Source organism: Ruegeria sp. TM1040, assembly GCF_000014065.1.
Taxonomy (GTDB): Bacteria; Pseudomonadota; Alphaproteobacteria; order Rhodobacterales; family Rhodobacteraceae; genus Epibacterium.
On record NC_008044.1, the window covers coordinates 2687518 to 2700526 of the forward strand.

Genomic DNA, 13009 nt, shown 5'->3' on the forward strand with positions numbered 1-13009 from the left:
TCCCTCGCAGATACACTTCGGGCGTCGTTTCCCCGTCCCTGATGCCAGAGCGCGGTTCTTCAAACATTGATCTGTATCAAGATACGGGCCCGCGAAATGTGTCATATCGGCATGTGGGACGCGGGGCGTTCACGATGTGAATCCCTACGCCTGCCACCGACCTCATGGGATTTGGGAAGAGGTAAGCTCATGACATACAAAACAATTCTTACCGTGCGATCCGCGCCTGACGGGTCGACGACAGCATTGGATCAAGCCGAAGCGATGGTACGCCGCGCCAATGGACATCTGGACGTATTGTGCCTCGGCGTGGATCGTACACGCGTCGGCTATTACGATGGCGGAGCCAACGCGATTGCCATCAACACCCTGTTGGATCGTGCCCGCGAGGAAGTTCAGGCGACCGAAGCCCATACGGAACAACATCTCGCTGGCAGCGATGTGCCCCGCGCGATCTCAACCGCGATTGCGCCTTTTGGGGACATCTCTCGCATCACCTCTCACCACGCACGCTTTAGCGATCTCGTGGTGATGGACCTGCCTTACAGCAAAGGCCAAGGGCCAGAAGTGGAACCCATCGTCGAAGCGGCTCTCTTTGACACCCGCACCCCCGTTCTGGTCATGCCCGAAGGCACGGAGCTCGCCGCTTCGCCCAAGACCGTTCTCGTCGCCTGGGATGAGAGCATCGAAGCGCTGACAGCGGTGCGCAAGGCGCTGCCTTTGCTGCAAGCAGCCGATCTCGTGCGGATCACGATCATCGACCCGCCAAAGCATGGTATCGAGCGCTCTGATCCGGGTGGCATGCTGTGTCAAATGCTGGCGCGTCACGGGGTGGCTTGCGAGATCGATGTGCTGAGCAAAACTCTTCCGCGAATCTCGGACGTGCTGTGTCGTCATGCCACCGACACCGAAGCCGAGCTCATCGTGATGGGCGCTTATGGGCATTCCCGTTTCAGGGAGTCAATCCTCGGCGGCGCGACCCGCAACATGCTTGAGCATGCCAAAGTTCCGGTCTTGATGGCGCATTGATGGTTGCGGCGGCAAAGGAAGGCAAAAGTCAGCTCTACTTGGGCTGACTTTCCTTTTTTGTCGGTCATTCGCATCGCGCGCAGGCACAACTTTTGCAAGAGCGCCTTTCGATGTCACTATGGGGACTTCGTGAGTGAGCGGATGCGGTCAACGGACATCTACACATCAACGCTGCCTCTAGCCCAGAACGCCACCGTCGCTGTCATCGCCCGCCTCTTCGATCAGGCGATGCATGTCTGGGACCGTCACATGACGCTTGCCTTCCAGCTGGATCACACCCGCCTTTTTCAACGCAGAAATCTGGCGGCTTACGGTTTCGAGCGTCAAGCCGAGATAGTCCGCCATCGCCTCGCGGGTGAGTTTCAAATCAAAGCTGACAGCTCCGTTCGAAGGATCCACCGCCAACGATGCATCGCGACGCGCGATGATCGACAGAAGGCTGGCGATCTTTTCGCGTGCGGTCTTGCGGCCCAAGACCAGCATCCACTCGCGCGCAGCATCAAGCTCGTCGAGCGTCATTTCCAGCAAACGATGCGCGATATGCGGTGTGCGCACCATTAGGTCTTCGAAAGGTTTCTTTCTGAAACAACACATTATCACGTCTGTGGTGGCCACAACGTCATAGGCGGATCCCTCCCGCCCGGGCCGCCCCACAAAATCGCTCGGCAACAGCAGACCGACCATCTGGGTGCGCCCGTCTTCCATGGTTTGGGTCAAGGTCGCGATACCCGAGACAACGGAGCCCACAAAATTCATCTGGTCCCCGGACCACACCACAGTTTGCCCGGCCTCATAGCTGCGATAAAACTTGATCGCATCGAGCGCCTCAAGCTCATCGGCATCGCAACGGGCGCAGACCGCGCGATGGCGGATCGGACAATCCGCACATTCGACGGACTGAAATTGAGCAAGGGACATGTGTGCCTCTGGTTGATCTGTGTCAAAGCCGACGGTGCCAGCTGACCCTACCCTAGTCGCATGACACAGGAATCTCAATTGGCGCGGCTCGGACTTTTCGACGCAAAGGTGCCCAGATATACAAGTTACCCGACTGCGCCACACTTCAACAATGACGTGAGCGCAGCGCGTTTTGCCTCCTGGATCGGGTCTATCAAGCCCGGCGCAGAAATCTCGCTATACGTGCATGTGCCCTTCTGTCGCAGGCTGTGCTGGTTTTGCGCATGCCGCACGCAGGGCACGCAGTCCGAGTCACCTGTGCGCGCCTACATAGAGGTGTTGAAGCAAGAACTTGCGCTTCTTGCGCGTGCCCTACCCGAAGGCGTCCGCCTTGCGCGGCTGCATTGGGGCGGCGGGACGCCCACGCTCCTCAGTGCCGAAATGATCTCTGATCTGGCGGAGGCGATCTTTGCCGTGACGCCGATGGCGAAGGGCGGCGAGTTCTCCGTTGAGATCGACCCAAATGAAATCGACGATGCGCGCCTCGACGCCCTCGCGGCGGCGGGGATGAACCGTGCCTCGATCGGCGTTCAGGATTTTGACCCCCAGATCCAGGAAACCATCGGTCGCATTCAGCCTTTTGATCTGACGCGCGACGCCGTCGACATGATCCGCGCGCGGGGCATCACAAGCCTCAATGCAGATATTCTCTTCGGGCTGCCGCATCAGAACCGGATGCGCATGACCGAAAGCGTGCAAAAACTGCTGTCGCTCTCGCCGGATCGCGTGGCACTCTATGGCTATGCCCATGTGCCATGGATGGCGCGGCGCCAGAATATGATTCCAACCGACAGCCTACCGTCACCTCAAACCCGACTACAGTTGTTTGAGACCGCGCAGCGATTGTTTCAGTGGGATGGCTATCGCGAAATTGGTATCGACCATTTTGCCACGCCCCACGATGGGCTGGCGGTTGCGGCCCGGACGGGGCGGCTGCGCCGGAACTTTCAGGGTTACACCGATGATCGGGCAGATGTGTTGATCGGCCTTGGGGCATCCTCTATCTCGCGTTTTCCGCAGGGCTATGCTCAGAATGCTCCATCCACATCGGCCTACACCAAGGCTATTCGTGACGGACAGTTTTCCACCGCGCGCGGCCATGTGTTTTCGGGCGAGGATTTGCTGCGTGGGCGCATGATCGAAGCCCTGATGTGTGATTTCGAGATTGCAACCGACGATATTCGGGCACAGTTCGACATCACGCAAGACGCATTGGAGCGCATGTATCGCGAGGCCTCCGTCGCCTTTCCGGAAATGCTCGACGTCACCCCATCGGGGCTGCGGGTAAGACCCGAAGGCAAGCCCCTGACGCGAATGGTGGCGCGCCACTTTGATGCCTATGACCTGAGCAAGGCCGGACATAGCTCGGCGATCTAGACATTCGGCGGTGGTGCAGCCCCATTCGTGGCAAGATGCGAGGGCTCTGCCCTCGCGCTCCCGGGATATTTTCTGTTAGAAGAAGCGGCGCTAGGCACCCGTCACGGCAGAGAGCAGATGCCGTGTGTATTCTTCTTTGGGATTGGCAAATACCTCCTCGGCGGGGCCTTGCTCGATCACGTCTCCGGCTTTCATCACCAGGATGTCATGCGACATGGCGCGCACCACATTGAGGTCATGGCTGATGAAGAGATAGGCAAGCCCGTAGCGGGCCTGAAGATCGCGCAGCAGGTTCACGATCTGCACCTGGACCGTCATATCAAGGGCCGAGGTCGGCTCGTCCAGAACCACCAGCTTGGGGCGCAGAACCATTGCACGGGCGATGGCAATGCGCTGACGCTGCCCACCTGAGAATTCATGTGGATAGCGGTCCATGGTGGCAGGGTCGAGACCCACTTCCTGCATTACATCAGCCACAAGATCACGCGGCTTACGATGTTGGTCAACCTCATGAATTGCCAGACCTTCGGCAATGATCTGCTGGCATGTCATACGCGGAGACAGCGAGCCAAACGGATCCTGAAACACGATCTGCATGTCCTTGCGCAACCGGCGCAGGTCCCGCGTGGACCATTGGCGCAGGTCCTGATCCTGAAAGCGCACCTCGCCTTCGGAGGCGATAAGGCGCATGATCGCAAGTGCCATCGTGGTTTTGCCCGAGCCGGATTCGCCTACAATTCCCAAAGTTTCCCCGGCGCGCACCGAGAGCGACATGGGATTGACCGCCTTGACATGGCCAACCATGCGCTTCAGTAGCCCCCGCTGGATGGGAAACCAGACCTTGAGATCCTTGGCACTGACGAATTCGGTTGCCCCTTCCGGGATCGGCGCGGGTCGACCGGAGGGTTCTGCCGCCAGGAGTTTCTGGGTGTAGGGGTGCTGTGGGTTTGCAAACAGCTCAGCCGTTGGACCTTCCTCGACAATTTCACCGGATTTCATCACGCAGACCCGATCCGCAATACGGCGCACAATCGAGAGGTCATGGGTGATGAACAAAAGCCCCATCCCCTCGCTCTGTTTCAGATCCGCAAGGAGATCGAGGATCTGCGCCTGAATGGTCACATCGAGCGCCGTTGTGGGCTCGTCCGCGATCAGAACGTCGGGTTTGTTGGCGAGCGCCATTGCGATCATTACACGCTGACGTTGACCGCCAGAAAGCTGGTGCGGATAAGCCCCCAGTCGGGTTTCCGCGTCCCGGATACCAACCTTATTCAACAGGTCCAGCACACGCGCGCGGGCGTCCTCTCCCATCACTCCCTGATGTAGCGCAAGCGCCTCGCCCAACTGTTTTTCGATCGTATGCAGCGGGTTCAGAGAGGTCATCGGCTCCTGGAAAATGAAGGAGATGTCATTGCCGCGCACCCGTCGCAGGGTACGTTCATCGGCGCCGATCATTTCCTGTCCGTCATAGTTCACCGAGCCGGAGACCTCGGCGCTATCACCAAGGAGCTGCACCGTCGAAAGCGCCGAGACCGATTTGCCGGAGCCCGACTCGCCCACCAAAGCCACCGTCTCGCCACGAGACAGGGCAAAGGACACCCCTTTGACGGCCTCAACCCGCTGACCGTCCTGACGAAAGGCGACCCGAAGGTCCTTGACCTGCAGAATTGGCGCTTGTGTCATTGGCCCTGCCCTTCCCGATGCGAAACCAAGTGCTCCGTTCCCTTGTCTCGACGCGTCATGAAAAGGTCTTTCTCGGGTCAAACGCGTCCCGCACGCCTTCAAAAATGAAGACCAGAAGCGAGAGCATGATTGCAAAGGTGAAGAAGGCGGTAAAGGCAAGCCAGGGCGCTTGCAGGTTCTGTTTGGCCTGCAAGGTCATCTCCCCCAAGGAGGGCGCCGACGACGGCAGCCCAAAACCAAGGAAGTCGAGGCTTGCCAATGTGCCGATGGTCCCTGTCACGATGAACGGCAGCATGGTGAGCGTCGCCACCATCGCATTGGGCAGCATGTGGCGGAACATGATCGTTACATTGCCGACCCCCAGCGCCTTGGCCGCGCGGACATACTCGAGGTTGCGGGCGCGCAGGAACTCCGCGCGCACCACCCCCACAAGAGCGGTCCAACTGAACAGGATCATCAGGAAGACAAGGAGCCAGAAACTTCGCCCGAGGATCGCAAACATGATGATGATGACATAGAGCGACGGTGTCGCTGACCAGATCTCGATGACACGTTGGAAGATCAGATCAACCCATCCGCCAAAGAACCCCTGCACCGCGCCCGCAACAATCCCGATCAGGCTCGCCGCAAGGGTGACGATCAGGGTGAAAAGGATGGAGAGTCTGAAACCATAGATAACGCGGGCAAGCACATCGCGTTTGGTGTCATCGGTCCCGAGCCAGTTCTGCCCGTTTGGCGGCAGCGGGGCTGCGCCCGCGCGATCAACCGGCGTGTCAAACCGGTAAGGGATCGGCGGCCAGAGCGACCAGCCTTCGACAAAATCCTCGGCTGCATATGTGCCTGAATCAATCGCAGCCATGATCCCTTCGGGATCGTCAAAACAATCGAGACTGCCTCCAGAGGCAATCAAACATTTCACTTCGGGATCGCGGTAGACGGCTTCGGTCTGGAAATCACCGCCAAAGGTGGTCTCGGGATAGAAGTTCCAAACAGGCGTGTAATAGTCGCCGCGATAATTCACGAGGATCGGTTTGTCGTTCGCGAGAACATCCGCAAACAGCGACAGGCCAAACAGCACCAAAAAGATCCTGAGCGACCACAGGGCGCGACGGTTGCGTTTGAAGTTGTTCCACCGCCGCTGATTGAGAGGAGACAGGGCCATCAGATCATCCCTCCCGCTTTTCAAAGTCGATGCGTGGATCCACCAGCACATACATAATGTCTGACAAGATCCCAACCACCAGGCCCATCAGACCAAAGATGAAAAGTGTCCCAAATACAATCGGGTAGTCACGCGCGACCGCAGCCTCAAACCCGAGCCGCCCGAGACCGTCGAGCGAGAAGATCGTCTCGATGATCAGGCTGCCGGTGAAAAAGATCGAGATGAACACCCCCGGAAAACCAGCAATCACGATCAGCATCGCATTGCGAAACACATGCCCGTAGAGCACCCGGTTTTCCGTCAACCCTTTGGCACGGGCAGTCATCACATACTGTTTCTTGATCTCGTCCAAAAAGGAGTTCTTGGTCAGCAAGGTGAGCGTCGCAAAGGCCGAAATGGTCGAGGCCACCACCGGCAAGGTAATGTGCCAGAAATAGTCGCCGATCTTGCCCAGAAGGCTCAGCTCTTCCCAATTCTCGGATGTCAGGCCCCTTAGAGGGAAAATCTGCCAGTATGACCCCCCGGCCAGAAGCACAAGAAGGAGGATCGCAAACAAGAAGCCCGGGATTGCATAGGCCGCGATGATCACGCCACTGGTCCAACTGTCAAAGCTGCTGCCATCGCGCAGCGCCTTTTTCACACCAAGCGGGATCGAGATCAGATAGGCAATGAGGGTGGACCACAGTCCCAGCGAGATCGACACTGGCATCTTTTCGAGCACCAGATCAATCACGCCGATATTGCGAAAATAGCTCTCGCCGAAATCAAGCCGGACGTAGTTCCACATCATGTTGAGGAACCGCTCGAGGGGAGGTTTGTCAAAGCCGAACTCGCGCTCCAGTTCCTCGATGAATTCAGGCGGCAGCCCCCGCGCCCCGGCGTATTGGCTTTCGGCCTGACCAACGGTCTCTGCCCCGGCATCATTCGCCGCCCCAGCAAAGCCGCCAAAGACATCGCCACCGCCCTCAAGGCGGGCAATCATCTGCTCCACCGGTCCACCGGGGACAAACTGCACGAGCGCGAAATTCACTACCATGATCCCGATCAGTGTCGGGATCACCAGCAGAAGACGCCGCAGAATATAGTTTAACATCGGGAGCTTACCTCAGCGCGCCAGCATCGCGCAGCGCTTTGGCCTTGTCCTCGTTATACCACCAGAAGTCCAGATACCCGAGGCTATAGGGCGGGATTTCCGCCGGGTGCTCATATTGATCGTAATAGGCGGCCCAATGGTTCGGGTTATACCACAGCGGGATCATGATGAACTCATGCCGCAAAGCGCGATCCAGCGCCGTCATGACGGTAGTTTCTTCTTCGCGGGTCTCAGCGTGCAGCGATCTCGTGATGATCTCATCCACCAGCGGGGAGGCCAAACCGGCGGGGTTGAACAGCGAGAAGGCTGCGGCCTCGGACCCAAACCGCTGCTCCAGACCGGTACCGGTGCCAAGGAACGTGGTGTAGCTGTCGACCACCAGATCATAATCGCGGTCCCGTTCCCGGCTGGTGTATTGCGCCGTATCCACCACCTCGAAATTGACCTGAACGCCAAGGTTTTCGAGGTTGTCGACGAAGTTCTCCATCACCCCGCGCGTGGTGGGCGAGGATGAGGAGGAAAACAGGAAATCCAGCTCAAACGCAGAGCCATCCGGAGACATGCGCATGCCGCCATCGCCCACCGTATACCCGGCCGCATCCAGCAAGGCCGCTGCCTTGCGTGCGTTGCGGCGGTCAAACAGTCGCGAAGGATCGGAGGTCGGCGGGATATAGACCTCCTCGGTCAGCATCTCGTCCGGAACAAGGTCGCCGAGGCTCTGCAGAAACGCGCGCTCGGCGCCCTCGGGCACACCTTTGGCCATCAGGGGGGAGTTCTGGGTGAACGACGCACGGCGATCAAAGAGACCATAGAGAAGGCTCTCGTTGGACCACTCGAAGTTGAACGCCAGAGCCAGCGCTTCGCGCACACGCCGATCTTGCAATTCGGGAGAGGCGAGATTGAACACGATGCCCGATGACGCAGGCGGTGCACCATTTGGCAGCTCTTCGAGTTTCACCGCGCCGCTATCGACCTTCGGAAAGTCATAGCCGCTGGCCCATTTCTTGCTGTCGCCTTCGGCGCGGAAGGTATACTCGCCCGCCTTGAAGGCCTCAAAGGCTGCCGTGTCGTCGGCAAAGATTTCCACCCGCAGCGAATCAAAGTTGTGCCGCCCCTGGTTGACCGGCAGATCCTTGCCCCAATAATCAGGGTTGCGTTTCAGCACGATACGACGCGACAGGTCGATTTCCTCGATCACATAGGGACCAGAGCCCGGAGGCCCCTCGATCCAGTTCTCGTTGAGCTTCTGTCCCGTTTCATCGAACCACTTCTTCGACCAGGCCGGTACGCCGCCCACCTGCTCGATCAGGCTCCGGCGTGAGACGCCATCAGCAAAATAGAACTTGATGGTGTGATCGTCGATCACCTCAACTTTTGGGATCAGCCGGCGAATGAAGTCTGCGTAGGACTTCAAACCTTGATCCAGCAGCAGGTTGTGGCTGAAGGCGATGTCATGTGCGGTGACCGGTGTGCCGTCGGAGAACCGCGCCTCGGGACGCATGCGAAAGATCACCCAGCTCTTGTCTTCGGGATATTCCACGGTTTCGCAGAGCAGGCAGTAGGACTGACCATATTTATCCGCAGGTGCCGCATCCGAGAGGAGGCTCTCGTAAGGGTAGACAGAAAACGCATGCGCCCGACCCTTGCCAGAATAGGGGTTCATGCTGTCGAGAGTCCCGATGAAGGGAATCGCAAGCTCCCCTCCCTTCGGCGCGTCCGGGTTTACATAGTCGAAGTGTTCAAAATCAGCCGGATAATCCAGATCGCCGTAAAACGAATAGCCATGGCTGACGGTGATCGCCTCGCTCTCTGTGCTCTTTACCGCAAGCGCCGAGGTCATCAGGGCCGCGGTGGACATGAGGACCGCCCCCGCGAAAGGTTTTAACCACGATCGAGTGCGGGCTTTTGCAGTTCCTGTTGCGGTCGCTGTCGCACGTCTGATCGTCATCTGCCTAACCCTTCTTATGTGGCGCCATTGCCCGATCGCACCGGTGCTGGCGTTTTATCTGCTTTCTTCAAAGCTAAAGGTCAGAGCGCATCGTTTTCAAGCCGAGATTGCGGCCTCGCACGGAATTGAAAACAAACTGCGTACCTTGGTTGACCCTTGGTCGATTTCAATCAACGGTTTAGGGCGCAAGCGTCAAAAGAAAAGGCCGCAGCAGTGCTGCGGCCTTTTCACGTTAACCCTGTGCGCGTCGCACTTAGTTTGCAGTGGTCTGCAGATAGGCGATCAGGTTCACCCGGTCCTCAACCTTTTTCAAACCTGCAAAGGACATGGTGGTCCCGGAGGCATAGTCGGACGGCTTGAGGAGGAATTCGTTCAGCGCTTCTGGTGTCCAAGCGCCCTCAAGCGCGGTCAGCGCACCGGAGTAGCCAAAGCCTGCGCTGGCTGCGATATCGCGGCCAACAACACCGTCGAGGTGCGGGCCGGTTGCATCAGTGCCGTCAAGCTTGTGGCATGCGGAGCACTTGCGGAAGACTTTAGCACCCTTGTCGACATCCGCCGAGGCCATCAGCGTCGCAAAGTCCACCTCAGGCTCGTCGCTTGCACCACCTGCATCAGCCACCTCGATGACGTAGGACGCCTCTCCGTGTGCCTCAACGTGATAGAGCTCCTCGGCAACCCATTTGCCCAAGAGGAACACAAGGAACGCGCCACAGAAACCTGCGGTCGCTTTGGTGAGTGTCATTGTGTCAAACATGATAGCGTGTCCATTTCAGCTGTCTAACAGGGTGTCTAAGGCTTCCCCTATCAACTGGCAAGGTATAGACACCGCGACTAAACGACCAAATTCCCAAGTTTTTGCAAAGATGACGCAGCTATGACCCAGAAAATCGCAATTCAGGGCGAACTCGGCTCCTACAGCCACGAGGCCTGCCGCAACAAACGGCCCGATATGGAGGTGCTGCCCTGCCGGGGATTTGAGGATGCCATCAACGCCGTGCGCTCCGGCGAGGCCGAGCTCGCGATGCTGCCGGTGGAAAACACCACCTATGGCCGGGTCGCAGATATTCACCGCCTGCTGCCCCATTCCGGCCTCAAGATCATCGATGAGGCTTTTGTGCGCGTCCACATCAACCTCCTGGGGGTGCCCGGAGCCACCCTTGATGACATCAAGGAAGCGCATTCGCATCTGGTGCTGTTGCCACAATGCGCAACTTTCCTGCGCCAACACCAGATCCAGGGCCGCGTCAGCCCTGACAACGCGCGCGCCGCCCGCGAGGTGGCCGAGCGCGGGGAGATCACCCACGCTGCGCTCGCGTCGGAACTGGCCGGTGAGATCTACGGTCTCAATGTACTGGCCCGCCACATTGAGGATCAGGGCAACAACACCACGCGGTTCCTGACCATGGCACGCGAGGCCGATACAAGCCGCCGCGGCGATAACGGCATGATCACCAGTTTTGTCTTTCAGGTACGCAACATTCCCGCCGCGCTTTATAAGGCGATGGGCGGGTTTGCCACCAATGGCGTCAACATGACCAAGCTCGAGAGCTACATGGTCAATGGCTCTTTTACGGCGACCCAGTTCTATGCCGACATCGACGGCCACCCGGAGGATGAGAACGTCCGCCTCGCCATGGATGAGCTGAGCTATTTCACAACCGATGTGGAAATCCTCGGCGTCTATCCCGCAGATCGCAAACGCTGAGGGCGCAAACTGGCCCCGTTGATTGGGGCCAGCCACAGATACACGGATCGGCCTTAGCCGATCATCGCACCATCTTCGCGCCAGACCGCCACGATCGACGACCGCGGCTTGCCCGCACCATCAGGCCACGCACCACCCGGATGCTGCACGCCCACAAAGGCCACTGTCTTGTCGAGCGACCAGCACAGGCCTGTCACCTCAGCCCCGTTGGGCACGGTCATGAAACGCGCAATCTCACCCGACTCGGGGTCACCAACCAACATCTGGTTGTTGCCCTGCCCGGCAAAGTCACCCTCGTTGTCATCATCGCCATCGGTTTGAATCCAAAGCATCCCGTCGGATGAGAAGGCCATCCCGTCCGGCGAGTTGAACATATTGCCCGCGTTGACATTGGCAGACCCGGCGTAGGCATTGTCGTAGACGGTTGGATTTCCCGCCATCACATAGAGATCCCATGTGAAGCCTTCGGCGGCGTGATTGTCCTCCGAGGGGGCCCAGCGCACGATCTGGCCATACTTGTTGGTTTCGCGCGGGTTTGGACCATTCACAGATGCGTCGTCGCCACCGGCATTGGGCTTCACACCGCGATTCTTGTTGTTGGTCAACGCGCAATAGCCTTCGGCCTTGAGCGGGTTGCAAGCGACCCATTCGGGGCGATCCATGGTGGTCGCTCCCACCGCAGAGGCTGCCATACGGGTGAAACACAGGATCTCTGCCTCCGACATACCTGTGGCCTCAGGCGTCAGTGCCAACCACTCACCGGTCTGGTCATCGTTGAACTTGGCGGCATAGAGCTGACCATCGTCCAAAAGTCCCTCCGTCGGCGCGCCCTCGGTCCAAGTGTTCGTGGAGACGTATTTATAGAGATACTCACCCCGCTCATCGTCACCCATATAGACAACGATCCGACCATCCGCCGCATGCACCATCTCGGCGTTTTCATGTTTGAAACGGCCAAGGGCGGTGCGCTTCACCGGCACGGACGTCGCATCCGACGGGTTGATCTCCGTCACAAAGCCATGACGGTGCGGCTCTTTGGGCTCCTTGGAGATGTCATAGCGATCATCGTACTTCTCGTAGGCGTAACGGCCTTCACCACCGATGCCATAGCGAATGTAGCCCTCGCCCTCCGGCATCTCGCCGGTGGCGCCAAAGTAGCCGTTGAAGTTCTCTTCACACGTCAGATAGGTGCCCCAGAGCGTTTTGCCGGAACCGCAGTTGTTCATCGTACCTTTGACCCGGCGCCCCGAAGGATCGGCATCGGTCTTGACCAGTTCATCCCCGGCGAGCGGACCGGCAAGGGTCATCTCGGTCTCATGCGTGATACGGCGATTGTAGGGGCTGTCTTTGACGACTTGATACCCTGTCGCGCCGCGCGCGATTTCCATCACCGTGACGCCCTGCAAATTCTTCAGAAGTTGCACCTCATCTGCATCCTGCGGCACCCCTTCAGAGGACGCGGGCAGGTTGATCTTGGGGTTCACATATTCTGAGTTCACGACGAGAATCTCGCGACCGTCTACCTCAAAAAGCTCCATCCCATCGGTGTTTTCACCAAAGACCTTGTCGGACATCGCAAGCGAAATGCCCGTATCGGCGGAATAGGCGCCCTCAGCGTCAGACCAGAGCGCATCCCCCCAGCGCACAAGAACCTGTGATTTGTATCCTTCGGGAACATGAACCGCATGATCCGTGGCAATGCCGATGGGCGTGAAGGCAAATTTTGCGTGCGCGTGTGCCCGCGATGCAGTCGTGGACGATATCAGGCCCGTGCCAAAAACAGCAGCCCCAGATCCAAAGGCCAATGCACCCCCGAGAAAACCCCGGCGGGAGACGGCGCGCTCTACCACGGCATCAAACTGATTCTGGTCGGGACGCGGGCTGCGATGCTCGTCAAAATCGTCCCACGAAAGGTCAATCAGGCTCTTCTCAACCATATTCCTATGCTCCTTGCGATCACACTGGCTGGGGCGTGGCCACATTCAACTGGCCGCGCTTCAAGAGCGTTCTCAAGGTCCGATGTATCATGCTTATGACGCGGGTGAAGAATGGTCT

At 58.5% G+C, this 13009-nt stretch carries 10 protein-coding genes; 3 read left to right on the forward strand and 7 right to left on the reverse strand.

Going from position 1 to position 13009, the window contains the following annotated elements; translation table 11 throughout:
- The first annotated feature begins 189 nt into the window (after positions 1-189).
- Positions 190-1029, forward strand: coding sequence for a universal stress protein (locus TM1040_RS17160; RefSeq protein ID WP_011539862.1), 840 nt, complete (start codon positions 190-192; stop codon positions 1027-1029).
- Positions 1030-1206: 177 nt separating this feature from the next.
- On the opposite strand, the gene fnrL is transcribed toward TM1040_RS17160, so the two are convergent.
- Positions 1207-1947, reverse strand: coding sequence for a transcriptional regulator FnrL (fnrL, locus tag TM1040_RS17165; protein ID WP_011539863.1), 741 nt, complete (start codon positions 1945-1947; stop codon positions 1207-1209).
- Positions 1948-2007: 60 nt separating this feature from the next.
- Between fnrL and hemN the strand changes: the two genes are divergently transcribed.
- Positions 2008-3363, forward strand: coding sequence for an oxygen-independent coproporphyrinogen III oxidase (gene hemN / locus TM1040_RS17170; RefSeq protein ID WP_011539864.1), 1356 nt, complete (start codon positions 2008-2010; stop codon positions 3361-3363).
- A gap of 90 nt (positions 3364-3453) precedes the next feature.
- Here the strand turns inward: hemN and TM1040_RS17175 are convergent, their stop codons facing one another.
- The 5 genes from TM1040_RS17175 to TM1040_RS17195 all read right to left on the reverse strand — a co-directional run bounded on the left by TM1040_RS17175 (position 3454) and on the right by TM1040_RS17195 (position 10003).
- Positions 3454-5046 (reverse strand): ABC transporter ATP-binding protein, encoded by a 1593-nt coding sequence (locus tag TM1040_RS17175; RefSeq protein ID WP_011539865.1) that lies wholly within the window; start codon positions 5044-5046, stop codon positions 3454-3456.
- Positions 5047-5101: 55 nt separating this feature from the next.
- Complete coding sequence (locus TM1040_RS17180; protein ID WP_011539866.1) at positions 5102-6208, reverse strand: ABC transporter permease; 1107 nt, start codon at positions 6206-6208, stop codon at positions 5102-5104.
- A gap of 4 nt (positions 6209-6212) precedes the next feature.
- The gene (locus tag TM1040_RS17185) at positions 6213-7301 is read right to left on the reverse strand and encodes a microcin C ABC transporter permease YejB (RefSeq protein ID WP_011539867.1); all 1089 of its coding nucleotides are present in this window, start codon (positions 7299-7301) and stop codon (positions 6213-6215) included.
- Positions 7302-7308: 7 nt separating this feature from the next.
- Positions 7309-9249, reverse strand: a complete 1941-nt coding sequence (locus tag TM1040_RS17190) for an extracellular solute-binding protein (protein ID WP_044026907.1) — start codon at positions 9247-9249, stop codon at positions 7309-7311.
- A 253-nt stretch (positions 9250-9502) separates the two neighbouring features.
- Positions 9503-10003 (reverse strand): c-type cytochrome, encoded by a 501-nt coding sequence (locus tag TM1040_RS17195; RefSeq protein ID WP_011539869.1) that lies wholly within the window; start codon positions 10001-10003, stop codon positions 9503-9505.
- A gap of 120 nt (positions 10004-10123) precedes the next feature.
- Between TM1040_RS17195 and TM1040_RS17200 the strand changes: the two genes are divergently transcribed.
- Positions 10124-10954 (forward strand): prephenate dehydratase, encoded by an 831-nt coding sequence (locus TM1040_RS17200; RefSeq protein ID WP_011539870.1) that lies wholly within the window; start codon positions 10124-10126, stop codon positions 10952-10954.
- Positions 10955-11007: 53 nt separating this feature from the next.
- Here TM1040_RS17200 and TM1040_RS17205 read toward each other — a convergent pair whose 3' ends face one another.
- Complete coding sequence (locus tag TM1040_RS17205) at positions 11008-12891, reverse strand: PhoX family protein (RefSeq protein ID WP_011539871.1); 1884 nt, start codon at positions 12889-12891, stop codon at positions 11008-11010.
- Between the last annotated feature and the right edge of the window lie 118 nt (positions 12892-13009).

Bases quoted from the DNA above. Each gene is read 5' to 3' on its own strand.
- TM1040_RS17160 (WP_011539862.1), top strand. From the start codon at position 190: ATGACATACAAAACAATTCTTACCGTGCGATCCGCGCCTGACGGGTCG.
- fnrL (WP_011539863.1), bottom strand. From the start codon at position 1,947: ATGTCCCTTGCTCAATTTCAGTCCGTCGAATGTGCGGATTGTCCGATC.
- hemN (WP_011539864.1), top strand. From the start codon at position 2,008: ATGACACAGGAATCTCAATTGGCGCGGCTCGGACTTTTCGACGCAAAG.
- TM1040_RS17175 (WP_011539865.1), bottom strand. From the start codon at position 5,046: ATGACACAAGCGCCAATTCTGCAGGTCAAGGACCTTCGGGTCGCCTTT.
- TM1040_RS17180 (WP_011539866.1), bottom strand. From the start codon at position 6,208: ATGGCCCTGTCTCCTCTCAATCAGCGGCGGTGGAACAACTTCAAACGC.
- TM1040_RS17185 (WP_011539867.1), bottom strand. From the start codon at position 7,301: ATGTTAAACTATATTCTGCGGCGTCTTCTGCTGGTGATCCCGACACTG.
- TM1040_RS17190 (WP_044026907.1), bottom strand. From the start codon at position 9,249: ATGACGATCAGACGTGCGACAGCGACCGCAACAGGAACTGCAAAAGCC.
- TM1040_RS17195 (WP_011539869.1), bottom strand. From the start codon at position 10,003: ATGTTTGACACAATGACACTCACCAAAGCGACCGCAGGTTTCTGTGGC.
- TM1040_RS17200 (WP_011539870.1), top strand. From the start codon at position 10,124: ATGACCCAGAAAATCGCAATTCAGGGCGAACTCGGCTCCTACAGCCAC.
- TM1040_RS17205 (WP_011539871.1), bottom strand. From the start codon at position 12,891: ATGGTTGAGAAGAGCCTGATTGACCTTTCGTGGGACGATTTTGACGAG.